The organism is Actinopolymorpha sp. B17G11 (assembly GCF_040196095.1).
Taxonomy (GTDB): Bacteria; Actinomycetota; Actinomycetes; order Propionibacteriales; family Actinopolymorphaceae; genus Thermasporomyces.
On sequence record NZ_JBEFTW010000029.1, the window covers coordinates 29,375 to 42,273 of the forward strand.

General features: G+C 66.6%; 19 protein-coding genes and 1 pseudogene. All 20 read right to left on the minus strand.

Annotation, left to right across the window (positions count from 1 at the left end; all coding sequences use genetic code 11):
- Nucleotides 1-8: 8 nt before the first annotated feature.
- Complete coding sequence (rpsH, locus tag ABN028_RS25330; RefSeq protein ID WP_349326746.1) at nucleotides 9-416, minus strand: 30S ribosomal protein S8; 408 nt, start codon at nucleotides 414-416, stop codon at nucleotides 9-11.
- A gap of 85 nt (nucleotides 417-501) precedes the next feature.
- On the minus strand, nucleotides 502-687 hold the full coding sequence (locus ABN028_RS25335) for a type Z 30S ribosomal protein S14 (protein ID WP_192751518.1): 186 nt from the start codon (nucleotides 685-687) through the stop codon (nucleotides 502-504).
- A gap of 28 nt (nucleotides 688-715) precedes the next feature.
- On the minus strand, nucleotides 716-1,300 hold the full coding sequence (gene rplE / locus ABN028_RS25340; RefSeq protein WP_349326745.1) for a 50S ribosomal protein L5: 585 nt from the start codon (nucleotides 1,298-1,300) through the stop codon (nucleotides 716-718).
- Nucleotides 1,300-1,686, minus strand: coding sequence for a 50S ribosomal protein L24 (rplX, locus tag ABN028_RS25345; RefSeq protein WP_349326744.1), 387 nt, complete (start codon nucleotides 1,684-1,686; stop codon nucleotides 1,300-1,302). The genes rplE and rplX overlap by 1 nt, the downstream gene beginning before the upstream one ends.
- Nucleotides 1,687-1,689: 3 nt before the next feature.
- Entirely contained in the window at nucleotides 1,690-2,058 is a 369-nt protein-coding gene (rplN, locus tag ABN028_RS25350) for a 50S ribosomal protein L14 (RefSeq protein WP_349326742.1), read from the minus strand.
- Nucleotides 2,059-2,147: 89 nt separating this feature from the next.
- Entirely contained in the window at nucleotides 2,148-2,465 is a 318-nt protein-coding gene (gene rpsQ / locus ABN028_RS25355) for a 30S ribosomal protein S17 (RefSeq protein WP_349326741.1), read from the minus strand.
- The gene (gene rpmC, locus ABN028_RS25360; RefSeq protein WP_349326739.1) at nucleotides 2,462-2,710 is read right to left on the minus strand and encodes a 50S ribosomal protein L29; all 249 of its coding nucleotides are present in this window, start codon (nucleotides 2,708-2,710) and stop codon (nucleotides 2,462-2,464) included. The genes rpsQ and rpmC overlap by 4 nt, the downstream gene beginning before the upstream one ends.
- On the minus strand, nucleotides 2,710-3,129 hold the full coding sequence (gene rplP / locus ABN028_RS25365; protein ID WP_349326737.1) for a 50S ribosomal protein L16: 420 nt from the start codon (nucleotides 3,127-3,129) through the stop codon (nucleotides 2,710-2,712). Before rplP ends, rpmC begins: the two co-directional genes overlap by 1 nt.
- Before the next feature lie 3 nt (nucleotides 3,130-3,132).
- Complete coding sequence (gene rpsC, locus ABN028_RS25370) at nucleotides 3,133-4,014, minus strand: 30S ribosomal protein S3 (protein WP_349698366.1); 882 nt, start codon at nucleotides 4,012-4,014, stop codon at nucleotides 3,133-3,135.
- Nucleotides 4,014-4,442, minus strand: a complete 429-nt coding sequence (gene rplV, locus ABN028_RS25375; RefSeq protein ID WP_502879214.1) for a 50S ribosomal protein L22 — start codon at nucleotides 4,440-4,442, stop codon at nucleotides 4,014-4,016. Before rplV ends, rpsC begins: the two co-directional genes overlap by 1 nt.
- The gene (gene rpsS / locus ABN028_RS25380; RefSeq protein ID WP_349326734.1) at nucleotides 4,439-4,720 is read right to left on the minus strand and encodes a 30S ribosomal protein S19; all 282 of its coding nucleotides are present in this window, start codon (nucleotides 4,718-4,720) and stop codon (nucleotides 4,439-4,441) included. The genes rplV and rpsS overlap by 4 nt, the downstream gene beginning before the upstream one ends.
- Before the next feature lie 14 nt (nucleotides 4,721-4,734).
- Nucleotides 4,735-5,568 (minus strand): 50S ribosomal protein L2, encoded by an 834-nt coding sequence (gene rplB, locus ABN028_RS25385; RefSeq protein ID WP_349326732.1) that lies wholly within the window; start codon nucleotides 5,566-5,568, stop codon nucleotides 4,735-4,737.
- A 74-nt stretch (nucleotides 5,569-5,642) separates the two neighbouring features.
- A complete protein-coding gene (gene rplW / locus ABN028_RS25390; RefSeq protein ID WP_349326730.1) occupies nucleotides 5,643-5,948 on the minus strand; it encodes a 50S ribosomal protein L23 in 306 nt (101 codons plus the stop codon).
- Nucleotides 5,949-6,106: 158 nt separating this feature from the next.
- Nucleotides 6,107-6,754, minus strand: a pseudogene (gene rplD / locus ABN028_RS25395) (50S ribosomal protein L4); the annotation flags it as partial.
- Nucleotides 6,751-7,437 (minus strand): 50S ribosomal protein L3, encoded by a 687-nt coding sequence (gene rplC, locus ABN028_RS25400; RefSeq protein ID WP_349692174.1) that lies wholly within the window; start codon nucleotides 7,435-7,437, stop codon nucleotides 6,751-6,753. The pseudogene rplD and the gene rplC, both read right to left, overlap by 4 nt.
- Before the next feature lie 11 nt (nucleotides 7,438-7,448).
- Nucleotides 7,449-7,757 carry a 30S ribosomal protein S10 gene (rpsJ, locus tag ABN028_RS25405; RefSeq protein ID WP_349326726.1) on the minus strand — a complete coding sequence of 103 codons (309 nt, stop codon included), beginning with the start codon at nucleotides 7,755-7,757 and terminating at the stop codon, nucleotides 7,449-7,451.
- Between the two features lie 501 nt (nucleotides 7,758-8,258).
- Nucleotides 8,259-9,455, minus strand: coding sequence for an elongation factor Tu (gene tuf / locus ABN028_RS25410; RefSeq protein ID WP_349326725.1), 1,197 nt, complete (start codon nucleotides 9,453-9,455; stop codon nucleotides 8,259-8,261).
- 83 nt (nucleotides 9,456-9,538) lie between these two features.
- Complete coding sequence (gene fusA / locus ABN028_RS25415) at nucleotides 9,539-11,644, minus strand: elongation factor G (protein WP_349326724.1); 2,106 nt, start codon at nucleotides 11,642-11,644, stop codon at nucleotides 9,539-9,541.
- A gap of 103 nt (nucleotides 11,645-11,747) precedes the next feature.
- On the minus strand, nucleotides 11,748-12,218 hold the full coding sequence (gene rpsG, locus ABN028_RS25420) for a 30S ribosomal protein S7 (protein WP_349326723.1): 471 nt from the start codon (nucleotides 12,216-12,218) through the stop codon (nucleotides 11,748-11,750).
- Entirely contained in the window at nucleotides 12,218-12,592 is a 375-nt protein-coding gene (rpsL, locus tag ABN028_RS25425; RefSeq protein ID WP_020575530.1) for a 30S ribosomal protein S12, read from the minus strand. Before rpsL ends, rpsG begins: the two co-directional genes overlap by 1 nt.
- Between the last annotated feature and the right edge of the window lie 307 nt (nucleotides 12,593-12,899).

Below are 12,899 nucleotides of genomic sequence, written 5' to 3' on the forward strand. Positions count from 1 at the left end.
CGTACTCGTCACCACACGTAGGCGACGACTTCGCCGCCCACGCGTCGCTTGCTGGCCTGGCGGTCGGTGAGCAGGCCCTGCGACGTCGAGATGATCGCAACACCCAGACCACCGAGCACCTTGGGTAGCCCCGTCGACTTGGCGTACACCCGCAGGCCAGGCTTCGAGATCCGCCGGATGCCCGCGATCGAACGCTCCCGGTTGGGACCGAAGCGCAGCTGCACCACCAGCGTCTTGCCGACCGCACCGGGCTTCGGCTCCTCGACCCGCCAACCGGCGATGTAACCCTCCTGCTGGAGGATCTCGGCGATGCCCGCCTTGAGCTTGCTGTAAGGCATCGCGGCATCGTCGTGGTAGGCCTGGTTGGCGTTGCGCAGACGGGTCAACATGTCTGCGATCGGATCAGTCATGCTCATAGGACTGGCCGCTTTCCCGCCGCGGTTTCCGAGCACTCGGACCTGCGGCGACTAGAAGGGTCGTACATCGGCGTCACGTCGGGTCTCACCAGCTGCTCTTGGTGACACCGGGAAGCTCGCCCCGGTGCGCCATCTCACGCAGGCAGATCCGGCACAGGCCGAACTTGCGGAACACCGCCTTCGGGCGCCCGCAGCGCTGGCAGCGGGTGTAGGCGCGCACCGCGAACTTCGGCTTCGCCTTCGCCTTGTTGATCAGGGCGGTCTTAGCCACGTCTGGACTCCTTGCTTCTGCGGGCCCGTTACCGGGCGCTCGTCCCCGAGGCGAACGGGAACCCGAGCTCGGTGAGGAGGGCGCGACCCTCTTCGTCATTCGATGCGGTCGTGACGACGGTGATGTCCATGCCACGGGACCGGTCGATCTTGTCGGGATCGATCTCGTGGAACATCACCTGCTCGGTGAGACCGAACGTGTAGTTGCCGCGGCCGTCGAACTGGCGGGGCGAAAGGCCCCGGAAGTCACGGATCCGGGGCAGCGCCAGCGACAGCAGCCGGTCGAGAAACTCCCACATCCGGTCACCGCGCAGCGTCACGTGGGCGCCGATCGGCATGCCCTCGCGGAGCTTGAACTGGGCGATCGACTTCCGGGCTCGGGTGACCGCCGGCTTCTGGCCGGTGATCGCGGTGAGGTCGCGGACGGCGCCATCGATCACCTTGGAGTCGCGGGCGGCGTCGCCGACACCCATGTTGACGACGATCTTCGCGACGGTCGGCACCTGCATCGGGTTGCCGAAGCCGAACTGCTTGCGGAGCTGACCCGCGATCTCGTTCCGGTACCGCTCCTTGAGCCGGGGCAGTGCCTTGCGTTCGGTGGTGGCAGCTGTCATCAGATCTCCTCGCCGGTCTTCCGAGCGATGCGTACGCTGCGGGAACCGGTGTACGTGGTGCCGTCGGCGCGACGCTTCTCGACCTCACGCCGCTCGTAACCGACCCTGGTGGGCACCTTCTTGCCGTCGACCTCGACGAGCAGCGTGACGTTGGACGCCGGGATCGAAGCTTCCTGCGTCACGATGCCACCGGTCGTGCCCTGGCGGCCCTGCGACTGGACGACCTTCGTGTGCCGCTTCACGCGGTTGGCACCTTCGACGAACACCCGGCCACGCGTGGTGTCGACGTCGATGATCTTGCCCTCGACGCCGCGATCACGGCCGGTCAGGACACGTACGACGTCGCCCTTCTTGACGTGCAGGCCCTTCTTGCGCGACTGAGCCATGATTCAGAGCACCTCCGGGGCGAGCGAGATGATGCGCATGTACCGCTTCTCACGAAGCTCGCGACCGACCGGTCCGAAGATGCGCGTGCCGCGCGGCTCGCCATGATCGCGCAACAACACCGCAGCGTTCTCGTCGAAGCGGATGTAGGACCCGTCAGGACGGCGGCGTTCCTTCGCGGTACGCACGATGACGGCCTTGACGACCTCACCCTTCTTGACGTTGCCACCGGGTATGGCGTCCTTCACGGTGGCGACGATCACGTCACCGATCCCGGCGTAGCGTCGACCGGAGCCACCGAGCACCCGGATGCACAAGATTTCCTTGGCACCGGTGTTGTCGGCGACCTTGAGTCGCGACTCCTGCTGGATCACGGCACTTCTCCCATTCGAACGACCAGCTTGCCGGCCGGCCTCTTCGTTTCTCTGCGGGGGCACCGGGGGGTCCCCCGGCTGACACTGCGCTACTTGGCCTTTTCCAGGATTTCGACGACGCGCCAACGCTTCGTCGCCGACAACGGACGGGTCTCCATCAAGAAGACCCGGTCGCCGACGCCACACTCATTGGCCTCGTCGTGCGCCTTGAGCCGGTTGGTCCGCCGCATGACCTTGCCGTAAAGCGCATGCTTCACGCGGTCTTCGACCTCGACCACCACGGTCTTGTCCATCTTGTCGCTCACGACGAGACCCTCACGGGTCTTCCGACGTCCACGCTGCTGCTTCTCGCCGGCCGTCGTCTCGACACCTGTCTCGGCAGTCACCGATTCCACCCCTTCACTCATGCGACCGTCTCCGATGCGGCCTCGGCATCGGCCGGCGCGGTGATACCGAGCTCGCGCTCCCGCATCACCGTGTAGATCCGGGCGATCTCGCGACGTACGGCGCGGAGCCGACCATGACTTTCCAGCTGGCCGGTCGCCGCCTGGAAGCGCAGGTTGAACAGCTCCTCCTTCGCCTCGCGCAGTTTGTCGGCGAGGTCGTCAGCGGAGAGGCTGCGCAGTTCGTGGGCCTTCGACGTCATGGCCATCAGCCCTCGCCTCCTTCACGTGCGACGACGCGGCACTTCATAGGGAGCTTGTGGATGGCGAGCCGCAGGGCCTCACGCGCGGTCGCCTCCGGTACGCCGGACAGCTCGAACATCACCCGTCCGGGCTTGACGTTGGCGATCCACCACTCGGGCGAGCCCTTGCCGGAACCCATCCGCGTCTCGGCGGGCTTCTTCGTCAGCGGACGGTCCGGGAAGATGTTGATCCACACCTTTCCGCCACGCTTCATGTGCCGGGTCATCGCGATACGCGCCGACTCGATCTGGCGGTTGCTGACGTAGTGACCCTCGAGCGCCTGGATGCCGTACTCGCCGAACGCGAGCGACGTGCCGCCCTTGGCCTTGCCACCCCGCTTCGGGTGGTGCTGCTTGCGGTGAACGATCTTCCGCGGGATCAGCATGGTTCAGCTCTCCTGTCCCGAACTCGCAGTGCCCGCAGGAGTACCAGCGGCCTCGGCGCCGGCCGAACCACTGCTCGCCTCCGCGCTCGCCTGCTGTGGCTGCCGGCCGCCTTCGCGCCGGTCGCGGCCCCCACCGCGCTCGCCACGCTCGCCGCCGCGCTCGCCGCCGCGACGGCCTCCGCGCGGTGGCCGCTCGCCACCCGGACGCCGCTGCGCTGCGGCCCTGGCCGCCGCCTGCTGCGCCTCGCGCTCGGCCCGCGACACGGGGACCTCGCCCTTGTAGATCCAGACCTTCACGCCGATCCGGCCGAACGTCGTCCGTGCTTCGTAGAAGCCGTAGTCGATGTCCGCGCGCAGGGTGTGCAACGGCACGCGACCCTCGCGGTAGAACTCCGACCGCGACATCTCGGCACCGCCGAGGCGACCCGAGCACTGGACCTTGATGCCCTGTGCACCGGCCTTCGCCGCGCTCTGCAACGCCTTGCGCATCGCCCGGCGGAACGCCACCCGGCTGGCCAACTGCTCGGCGACGCCCTGGGCGACAAGCTGTGCGTCCACCTCGGGGTTCTTCACCTCGAGGACGTTCATCTGCACCTGCTTGCCGGTGAGCTTCTCCAGCTCGCCGCGAATCCGGTCGGCCTCGACGCCACGCCGGCCGATGACGATGCCCGGCCGGGCGGTGTAGATGTCGACCCGGACCCGCTCACGGGTGCGCTCGATCTCGACCTTCGAGATACCGGCCCGGTCCATACCCTTGGTGAGCAGCCGCCGAATCGCGACATCCTCGGACACGTAGTCCTTGTACAGCTTGTCGGCGTACCACCGGCTCTTGTGGTCGGTCGTGACGCCGAGGCGGTACCCGTGCGGGTTGACTTTCTGTCCCACTATCGGGCCCTCCGCTTCTTCTGGGTGGACGTACGGCCGGCAGTCGCCGGCTCTTCGTCGACAGGTTCGACGACCACGGTGATGTGGCAACTACGCATGAGCAGCGGACCCGGACGGCCCTGGGCACGGGTGCGCCAGCGCTTCGCGGTAGGTCCTTCGTCGACGTAGGCCCGCGCCACCTTCAGACCGGCTCTCGACAACTGCAGGTTGTTCTCGGCGTTGGCCATGGCGCTCTCGAGCACCTTGCGGACCGGCTCGCTCGCGGCCTGGGGCGCGAAACGAAGCAGATCCACCGCACGCTCGGCCGGCAACCCGCGGATGAGGTTGACCACCCGGCGGGCCTTGGTCGGCGTCATGCGGACGTACCGCGCCACCGCCCTGGCCTCCACGGCGGCTTCCATCTCGTCACTCCTCGCTGTGGCGGTCACCGGCGCCGGCTCCTTCGGTCGTCCTTCTCGTGACCACGGAAGGTGCGGGTCGGCGAGAACTCACCGAGCTTGTGCCCCACCATCGCTTCGGTCACGAAGACCGGCACATGGGTCTTGCCGTTGTGCACGGCGATCGTGTGACCGAGCATGGCCGGGACGATCATCGAACGGCGCGACCAGGTCTTGATGACCTGCTTGCTCCCCTTGTCGTTGTGGGCGATCACCTTCTTCATCAGGTGATCGTCGACGAAGGGGCCCTTCTTCAGGCTGCGTGGCATCAGTCAGGCTCCCTCTAGCGCTGCTTGCCGCTCTTGCGACGACGGACGATGAGCCGGTCACTGGACTTGTTCTTGCGGGTACGCCCCTCGGGCTTGCCCCACGGCGATACCGGGTGCCGACCGCCGGAGGACTTGCCCTCGCCACCACCCAGCGGGTGGTCGACGGGGTTCATCGCCACACCGCGGACGGACGGCCGCTTGCCCTTCCACCGGTTACGACCGGCCTTGCCGAGGGAGATGTTGCTCTGCTCGGCGTTGCCGACCTCGCCCACCGTGGCACGGCAGCGTACGTCGACCATCCGGATCTCACCGGACGGCATCCGCAGGGACGCCATCGCGCCTTCCTTGGCGATCAGCTGGACGCTCGCACCGGCCGAGCGGCCGATCTTGGCACCGCCGCCGGGACGCAGCTCGATGGCGTGCACCGTGGTGCCGACCGGGATGTTGCGGAGCGGAAGGTTGTTGCCCGGCTTGATGTCGGCACCGGTGCCGCTCTCCACGTCCGCACCCTGGCCGAGACGCGCCGGCGCGATGATGTAGCGCTTCTCGCCGTCGGCGTAGTGGAGCAGGGCGATCCGGGCCGTGCGGTTGGGGTCGTACTCGATGTGCGCGACCTTCGCCGGCACGCCGTCCTTGTCATAGCGCCGGAAGTCGATCAGTCGGTACGCCCGCTTGTGACCGCCGCCCTGGTGCCGGGTCGTGATCCGGCCGCTGCTGTTACGTCCGCCCTTCTTGGGAAGGGGACGCAGCAGCGACTTCTCCGGGGTCTTCCGGGTGATCTCGGCGAAGTCCGAGACACTCGCCCCGCGACGACCAGGTGTCGTCGGCTTGTACTTGCGGATAGCCATGTCTACTTAGCCCTTCAACCCTCTTCTCGGGGCCCCCGCGAAAACGCGGAGCTTGCGTTGCGCTTTCGTGGGGATCAAGAAACGGGCCCACCGAAGATGTCGATCCGCTGCCCGTCGGCAACGGTCACGATCGCCCGTTTGGTGCTCGGGCGCTGCCCCCAGCCGTAGCGGGTACGGCGGCGCTTGCCCTGTCGGTTGAGCGTGTTGACACCGGTCACCTTGACGTTGAACACCTTCTCGACCGCGATCTTGATCTCGGTCTTGTTGGCGGTGGGTAGCACCAGGAAGGTGTACTTGTTCTGGTCGAGGAGGCCGTAGCTCTTCTCACTGATCACCGGAGCGACGAGCACATCGCGGTGGTCCTTGTGGATGTTGCTCATTCGTCAGCCTCCCCAGCGTTGGCATCCGCGCCGGAGGTCTCGGCGGCCTTCGTCGCCGTCGCCTTCTTGGCGGTCGCCTTCTTGGCCGTGGTCTTCTTGGCCGCCGTCTTCTTGGCCGGAGCCTCGTCCGAGGTCGCCTTCTTGGCGGCGGTCTTCTTCGCCGGCGCTTCGTCGACTGCGACCTCGGCGCCGGTGAAGTCCTCGTACGCCTGTGTCGTGAACACCACGTCGTCCGACGTCAACACGTCGTAGGTGTTGAGCTGGTCGGCGGCGATCAGGTGGACCTCGGGGAGGTTCCGCAGGCTGAGCCAGGTCACCGCGTCCGTCCGGTCGACGACGACGAGCACGTGGTCGCGGTCGGTCACCGAGCGCAGTGTCGCGAGCGCCTGCTTCGTGGAAGGTACGTCACCGTCGACGAACGCCGTCACGACGTGGACACGGCCGTGCCGCGCCCGGTCTGACAGCGCGCCCCGAAGTGCCGCGGCCTTCATCTTCTTCGGCGTCCGCTGGGTGTAGGACCGCGGCTGCGGGCCGTGGACGACGCCACCGCCGGCAAACTGCGGAGCCCGCCGGGAGCCCTGCCGCGCGCGACCGGTGCCCTTCTGGCGGTAGGGCTTCGCGCCACCGCCACGGACCTGGCCACGCGACTTGGTGGCGTGGGTGCCCTGCCGCGCCGCCGCCAGCTGGCCGACAACCACCTGGTGGATCAGCGGGACGTTGACCTGGACGTCGAAGATCTCGGCCGGCAACTCGAGAGTGCCCGCCTTGCCGCCTTCGCGGTCGAGCAGGTCGATGGTCGCCGTCACTTGGCCGCTCCCTTCGCCTTCGCCGCGCTGCGGATGAGCACGAGGCCGCCACGAGGGCCGGGCACCGCGCCCTTGAGCAGGACGAGGCCCTTCTCGGCGTCCACCGCGTGGACCGTGATGTTTTGGGTCGTGACCCGCTCGCCGCCCATCCGGCCGGCCATCTTCACGCCCTTGAAGACCCGTCCTGGCGTCGCGCACGCGCCGATCGAGCCGGGCGAACGGTGCTTGCGCTCGACGCCGTGACTCGCGCGGAGGCCGTGGAAGCCGTGCCGCTTCATCACGCCCGCGAAGCCGTGGCCCTTGCTGGTCGCCGTCACATCGACGGTCTCGCCGGCGGCGAACACGTCGGCGGTCAGCTCCTGCCCGGTCGTGTAGGACGAGGCGTCAGCGGTACGCACCTCGACCACATGCCGCCGCGGCGTCACTCCAGCCTTCGCGAAGTGGCCCTGCTTCGGCTTGTTGACCTTGCGCGGGTCGATGGCACCGAATGCCAGCTGGACCGCGGCGTAGCCGTCGTTGTCGGGAGTGCGGACCTGCGTGACGACGCACGGCCCGACCTTGACCACGGTGACGGGGACCAGACGGTTCTGGTCGTCCCACGTCTGGGTCATGCCGACCTTTTCGCCGAGCAGGCCGCGTACTTCACGCGCCGCGCCTTGGCTCACAGTCTTAACGCTGCTCATAAGTGAGGTCCTCAGAGCTTGATCTCGATGTCGACGCCCGCAGGCAGGTCGAGTCGCATCAGCGAGTCGACCGTCTTGGGCGTGGGGTCGATGATGTCGATGAGCCGCTTGTGCGTACGCATCTCGAAGTGCTCGCGGCTGTCCTTGTGCTTGTGCGGTGAGCGGATCACGCAGAAGACGTTCTTCTCGGTGGGCAGCGGCACGGGCCCGGCGATCTTGGCGCCCGTCCGGGTCACCGTGTCGACGATCTTGCGCGCCGAACTGTCGATCACCTGGTGGTCGTAGGCCTTGAGCCTGATGCGGATCTTCTGTCCCGCCATGGCGTGTTCGCGTCCTTCTCTCGTACGCCGGGAGCTGTGCGGCCCCCGAGTGCCGTTCGGTCGTCGGCCGGCCGTGGCCCAAAGTCAGCGCGAGACTCCTGGGTGGAGCTTCGCTTGGGTGGCGCTCCGCGTCCGGTTCCTCCGACCCCCGCGGTCGGGTGTGTCGCCCACCCGAACCGCACGAATCCCCAGCTGCGGAACCCGTGAGGGAGATCGAAAACGCCGGTCGTGCCGGGCGCCAAGTTGTCCCGCGGCTTACCCACCAGCGCCGAACCGCATCGCGGATCCGCGCCTGCCAGACCACCTCGGGATCAGGGCGGGGTCTCCGGCTCGGCGCTGCCCACGAAACGAACAGTCCCGCGGAAGCACGCCCCGGCGGCCCGCCTAGGCAACTGCACCAGTATGCCAGAGCGCCCCGATTGTTGACCAATCGGGCCCTCCGACCAAGCGAGGTGGGCCGCTCACCCGCCAGGGCTGCGCGGCCCACCTCGTTTGACTGGCCTATTTCAGGATCTTGATGACCCGACCGGCACCGACGGTACGGCCACCTTCACGGATCGCGAACTTCAGACCCTCTTCCATGGCGATCGGCTGGATCAGCTCGACCTTCATTTCCGTGTTGTCGCCCGGCATCACCATCTCGGTGCCCTCCGGAAGGTGGACAACACCGGTGACGTCCGTGGTCCGGAAGTAGAACTGCGGGCGGTAGTTGTTGAAGAAGGGCTTGTGCCGACCGCCCTCTTCCTTCGACAGGACGTAGACCTGAGCGTCGAAGTCCGTGTGCGGGGTGTTGGTCCCCGGCTTCACGATGACCATGCCGCGCTCGACGTCCTCGCGCTTGGTGCCACGAAGCAGCAGGCCGACATTCTCGCCCGCCCGAGCCTCGTCGAGGATCTTGCGGAACATCTCGACCGCGGTGACCGTGGTCTTCGGGGCCGGGCCGGGACGGATACCGACCAGCTCGACTTCCTCGTTGACCTTCAGAACGCCGCGCTCGACCCGGCCGGTAACTACCGTGCCGCGACCGGTGATCGTGAAGACGTCCTCGACAGGCATGAGGAACGGCCGCTCGATCTCACGGACCGGTTCGGGGACCGACTCGTCGACGGCGTTCATGAGTTCCATGATCTTTTCTGCCCACGCGTCGTCGCCCTCGAGCGCCTTCAGCGCCGAGACGCGGACCACAGGGCAGTCGTCGCCCGGGAACTCCTGCTCGTTGAGCAGCTCCCGGACCTCGAGCTCGACAAGCTCGAGGATCTCCTCGTCGTCGACCATGTCGGACTTGTTGAGAGCGACCACGATGTAAGGAACGCCGACCTGGCGAGCGAGCAGCACGTGCTCGCGGGTCTGCGGCATCGGACCGTCGGTCGCCGCGACCACCAGGATCGCACCGTCCATCTGCGCGGCACCGGTGATCATGTTCTTGATGTAGTCGGCGTGACCCGGGCAGTCGACGTGCGCGTAGTGGCGCTTGTCCGTCTGGTACTCGACGTGGGCAATCGTGATCGTGATGCCACGCTGCTTCTCTTCCGGCGCCTTGTCGATCTGGTCGAAGGCGTAGAAGGGATTGACGTCCGGCATCTTCTCGTGCAGCACCTTGGTAATCGCCGCGGTGAGAGTCGTCTTGCCGTGGTCGATATGCCCAATGGTGCCGATGTTGACGTGCGGCTTAGTGCGCTCGAACTTCGCCTTCGCCACTTCGGGCTCCTCCTGGTTTCTTGCTTGCTACGCCGTTGCGAGACGCGGGGCAGCGAACTTTACGGGACTGACAGGCGTGAGGCTCACTCGCCCCGCGCCTTTTTCACAATCTCTTCCGCCACGGTCTTCGGAACCTCGGCGTACGAGTGGAATTCCATATGGGGTACGGCCCGACCCTGGGTCTTGCTGCGCAGGTCGCCAACGTACCCGAAGGTCTCCGACAGCGGGACCAGGGCCGTGATGACCCGGTTGCCGGACAACTCATCCATCTTCTGGACATGTCCCCGGCGACTGTTGATATCGCCGATCACATCACCGAGGTAGTCATCCGGCGTCGTGACCTCGACCTTCATGACCGGCTCCAGCAACGTCGGCTTCGCCCTCCGCGCCGCCTCCTTGAAGGCCATCGAACCGGCAATCTTGAAGGCGAGTTCGGAGGAGTCGACGTCGTGATAGGCACCATCCTGCAGGGTGACCTTGATGTCGACCATCGGATATCCGGCGAGTACGCCGAACTCCATGGCCTCCTGAATGCCCTCGTCGACCGCGGGAATGTATTCCTTCGGAATCCGGCCACCACTCACGGCATTGACGAACTCGTAACCGCCGTCGCCGTCCCCACCAGTGGGCTCCAGGTCGATGATGACCCGACCGAACTGGCCCGAACCACCCGTCTGCTTCTTGTGGGTGTATTCGACCTTCTCGACCTTGGCACGAATTGTCTCGCGATAGGCCACCTGCGGCTTGCCGACGTTGGCCTCGACGCGGAACTCGCGCTTCATCCGGTCGACCAGGATGTCCAGGTGCAACTCGCCCATCCCGGAGATGATCGTCTGACCGGTCTCCTGGTCGGTGCGTACCTGGAAAGTGGGGTCTTCGTCGGCCAGCCGCTGAATGGCGCCAGACAGCTTCTCCTGGTCACCCTTGGTCTTCGGCTCGATCGCCACCGAGATGACCGGGGCCGGGAAGTTCATCGACTCCAGGATGACCGGAGCCTCGGGGCCGCAGAGCGTCTCGCCTGTCGTGGTCTGCTTCAGACCCATCACCGCGACGATCTGGCCGGCGGAGGCCTTCTCGATCTCCTCACGCTTGTTGGCGTGCATGCGGTAGATCTTGCCGATCCGCTCCTTGCGGTCCTTGGTGCTGTTGAGCACCTGGGATCCGGAGGTCAGAGTGCCGGAGTAGATCCGGAGATAGGTGAGCTTGCCGAGGTGCGGATCACTCATGATCTTGAAGGCGAGCGCCGACATCGGCGCCTCCTCGTCCGGCTCGCGCTCGAGGATCTCGGCCTCGTCACGCATCGAGTGACCCTTGACGTTGCCGACGTCGAGCGGCGACGGGAGGTAGGCGACCACCGCGTCGAGCAGCGGCTGCACACCCTTGTTCTTGAACGCCGTGCCGTTAAGCACCGGCGTGAGGTTGTTGGCGAGGGTCGCGCGGCGGATCCCGGCCTCGAGCTGCTCCACCGTGGGCTCGATGCCCTCGAGGTAGAGCTCCATGATCTCGTCGTCGGCTTCGGCCAGCGTCTCGAAGAGCCGGTCGTGCCACTCGCGGGCGGCCTCGGTGTGGGTCGCCGGGATCTCCTCGACCGTGTAGTCCTCGCCCTTCTGCGTCTCACCGCGCCAGGTCAGCGCACGCATGTGGACGAGGTCGATGACACCGATGTAGTCGCCCTCGGCGCCGAGGGGGATCTGGAGCACCAGGGGCGTGGCGTTCAGCCGGTCGACGATCATGTCGACACAGCGGTGGAACTCAGCGCCCACCCGGTCCATCTTGTTGACGAAACAGATCCGGGGCACGCCGTAACGCTCGGCCTGGCGCCACACGGTCTCCGACTGCGGCTCGACACCGGCCACACCGTCGAAGACCGCGACCGCGCCATCGAGGACCCGGAGGTTGCGCTCCACTTCGACGGTGAAGTCGACGTGGCCGGGGGTGTCGATCAGGTTGATCGTGTGGTCTTTCCAGTGGACCGTCGTCGCGGCGGACGTGATCGTGATGCCGCGCTCCTGCTCCTGCTCCATCCAGTCCATGACGGCAGCGCCCTCGTGGACTTCACCGATCTTGTAGGTGATGCCGGTGTAAAACAGGATGCGTTCGGTTGTGGTCGTCTTGCCCGCGTCGATGTGGGCCATGATTCCGATGTTGCGGACTTTGGCCAGGTCGACGGTGCGAAGGTCAGTCGCCATCAGGCTTGTGGTCTTCCGTGGGTTCTCGGTCAGTGTGGGTGGAGCAGGGCGCCCGTGGGTGCGGCGGCTCTCCTGCCCATCGTGCTCCGCGGGTCCGCGACGCCTACCAGCGGTAGTGCGCGAACGCCTTGTTGGACTCCGCCATCTTGTGGGTGTCCTCGCGCCGCTTCACGCTCGCGCCGAGCCCGTTGGAGGCGTCGAGGATCTCGTTCATCAGGCGTTCGGACATGGCCTTCTCTCGCCGGGACTGGGAGTAGCTCACCAGCCACCGCAGCGCGAGGGTCGTCGAACGCCCGGGGCGCACTTCGACGGGCACCTGGTAGGTAGCGCCACCGACCCGACGGCTCTTCACCTCGATGGTCGGCTTGACGTTGTCGAGCGCGCGCTTCAGCGTGATCACCGGGTCGGTGCCGGTCTTTTCGCGGCAACCTTCCAGGGCGGTGTAGACGATGCGCTGCGCGAGCTGCTTCTTGCCGCTCTTGAGCACCTTGCTGATCAGCTGGCTCACCAACGGCGACGCGAACACCGGGTCGACGATCGGCTGACGCTTGGGAGCCGGGCCCTTGCGCGGCATTAGCTCTTCTCCTTCTTCGCACCGTAGCGGCTGCGCGCCTGCTTGCGTCCCTTGACGCCCTGGGTGTCGAGGGAACCGCGGACGATCTTGTAACGGACTCCGGGGAGATCAGCCACCCGACCGCCGCGCACGAGCACCATCGAGTGCTCCTGCAGGTTGTGTCCCACACCGGGAATGTATGCCGTGACCTCGATCTGGCTCGTCAGGCGGACGCGGGCCACCTTGCGGAGCGCAGAGTTGGGCTTACGAGGAGTTGTGGTGTAAACGCGCGTGCACACGCCACGCCGCTGGGGTGATCCCTTGAGCGCCGGCGTCTTGTTCTTGGACACCTTGTCCTTGCGGCCCTTGCGGACCAGCTGCTGGATCGTGGGCACCGCGTCGTTCCTCAATCTCTTTAGTCAGGACTGTCTCTTCGGTGTGGACTGTCGCGTTCGGCAGGCTGTCGATCGTCTTCGCGCTGTCGACGCCGTGCGGCCCGCGCGACCCCCGCGGTCGGGAGTGTCGCTGCGGCGCCCAGTCGGGCGGCCTCTGACTCGATCAGCTGGATCTCGAAGACCAACACGTGCGTCCTTGAAGGGCACACGCGAATGCCCAGCTACCAGCCGGGCACGACGTTGAACCTTACCCCGCCTGGCAGGCATTGGTCAAAACGGATGGCGTCCCCGCGCCCGCCGGGCGGGC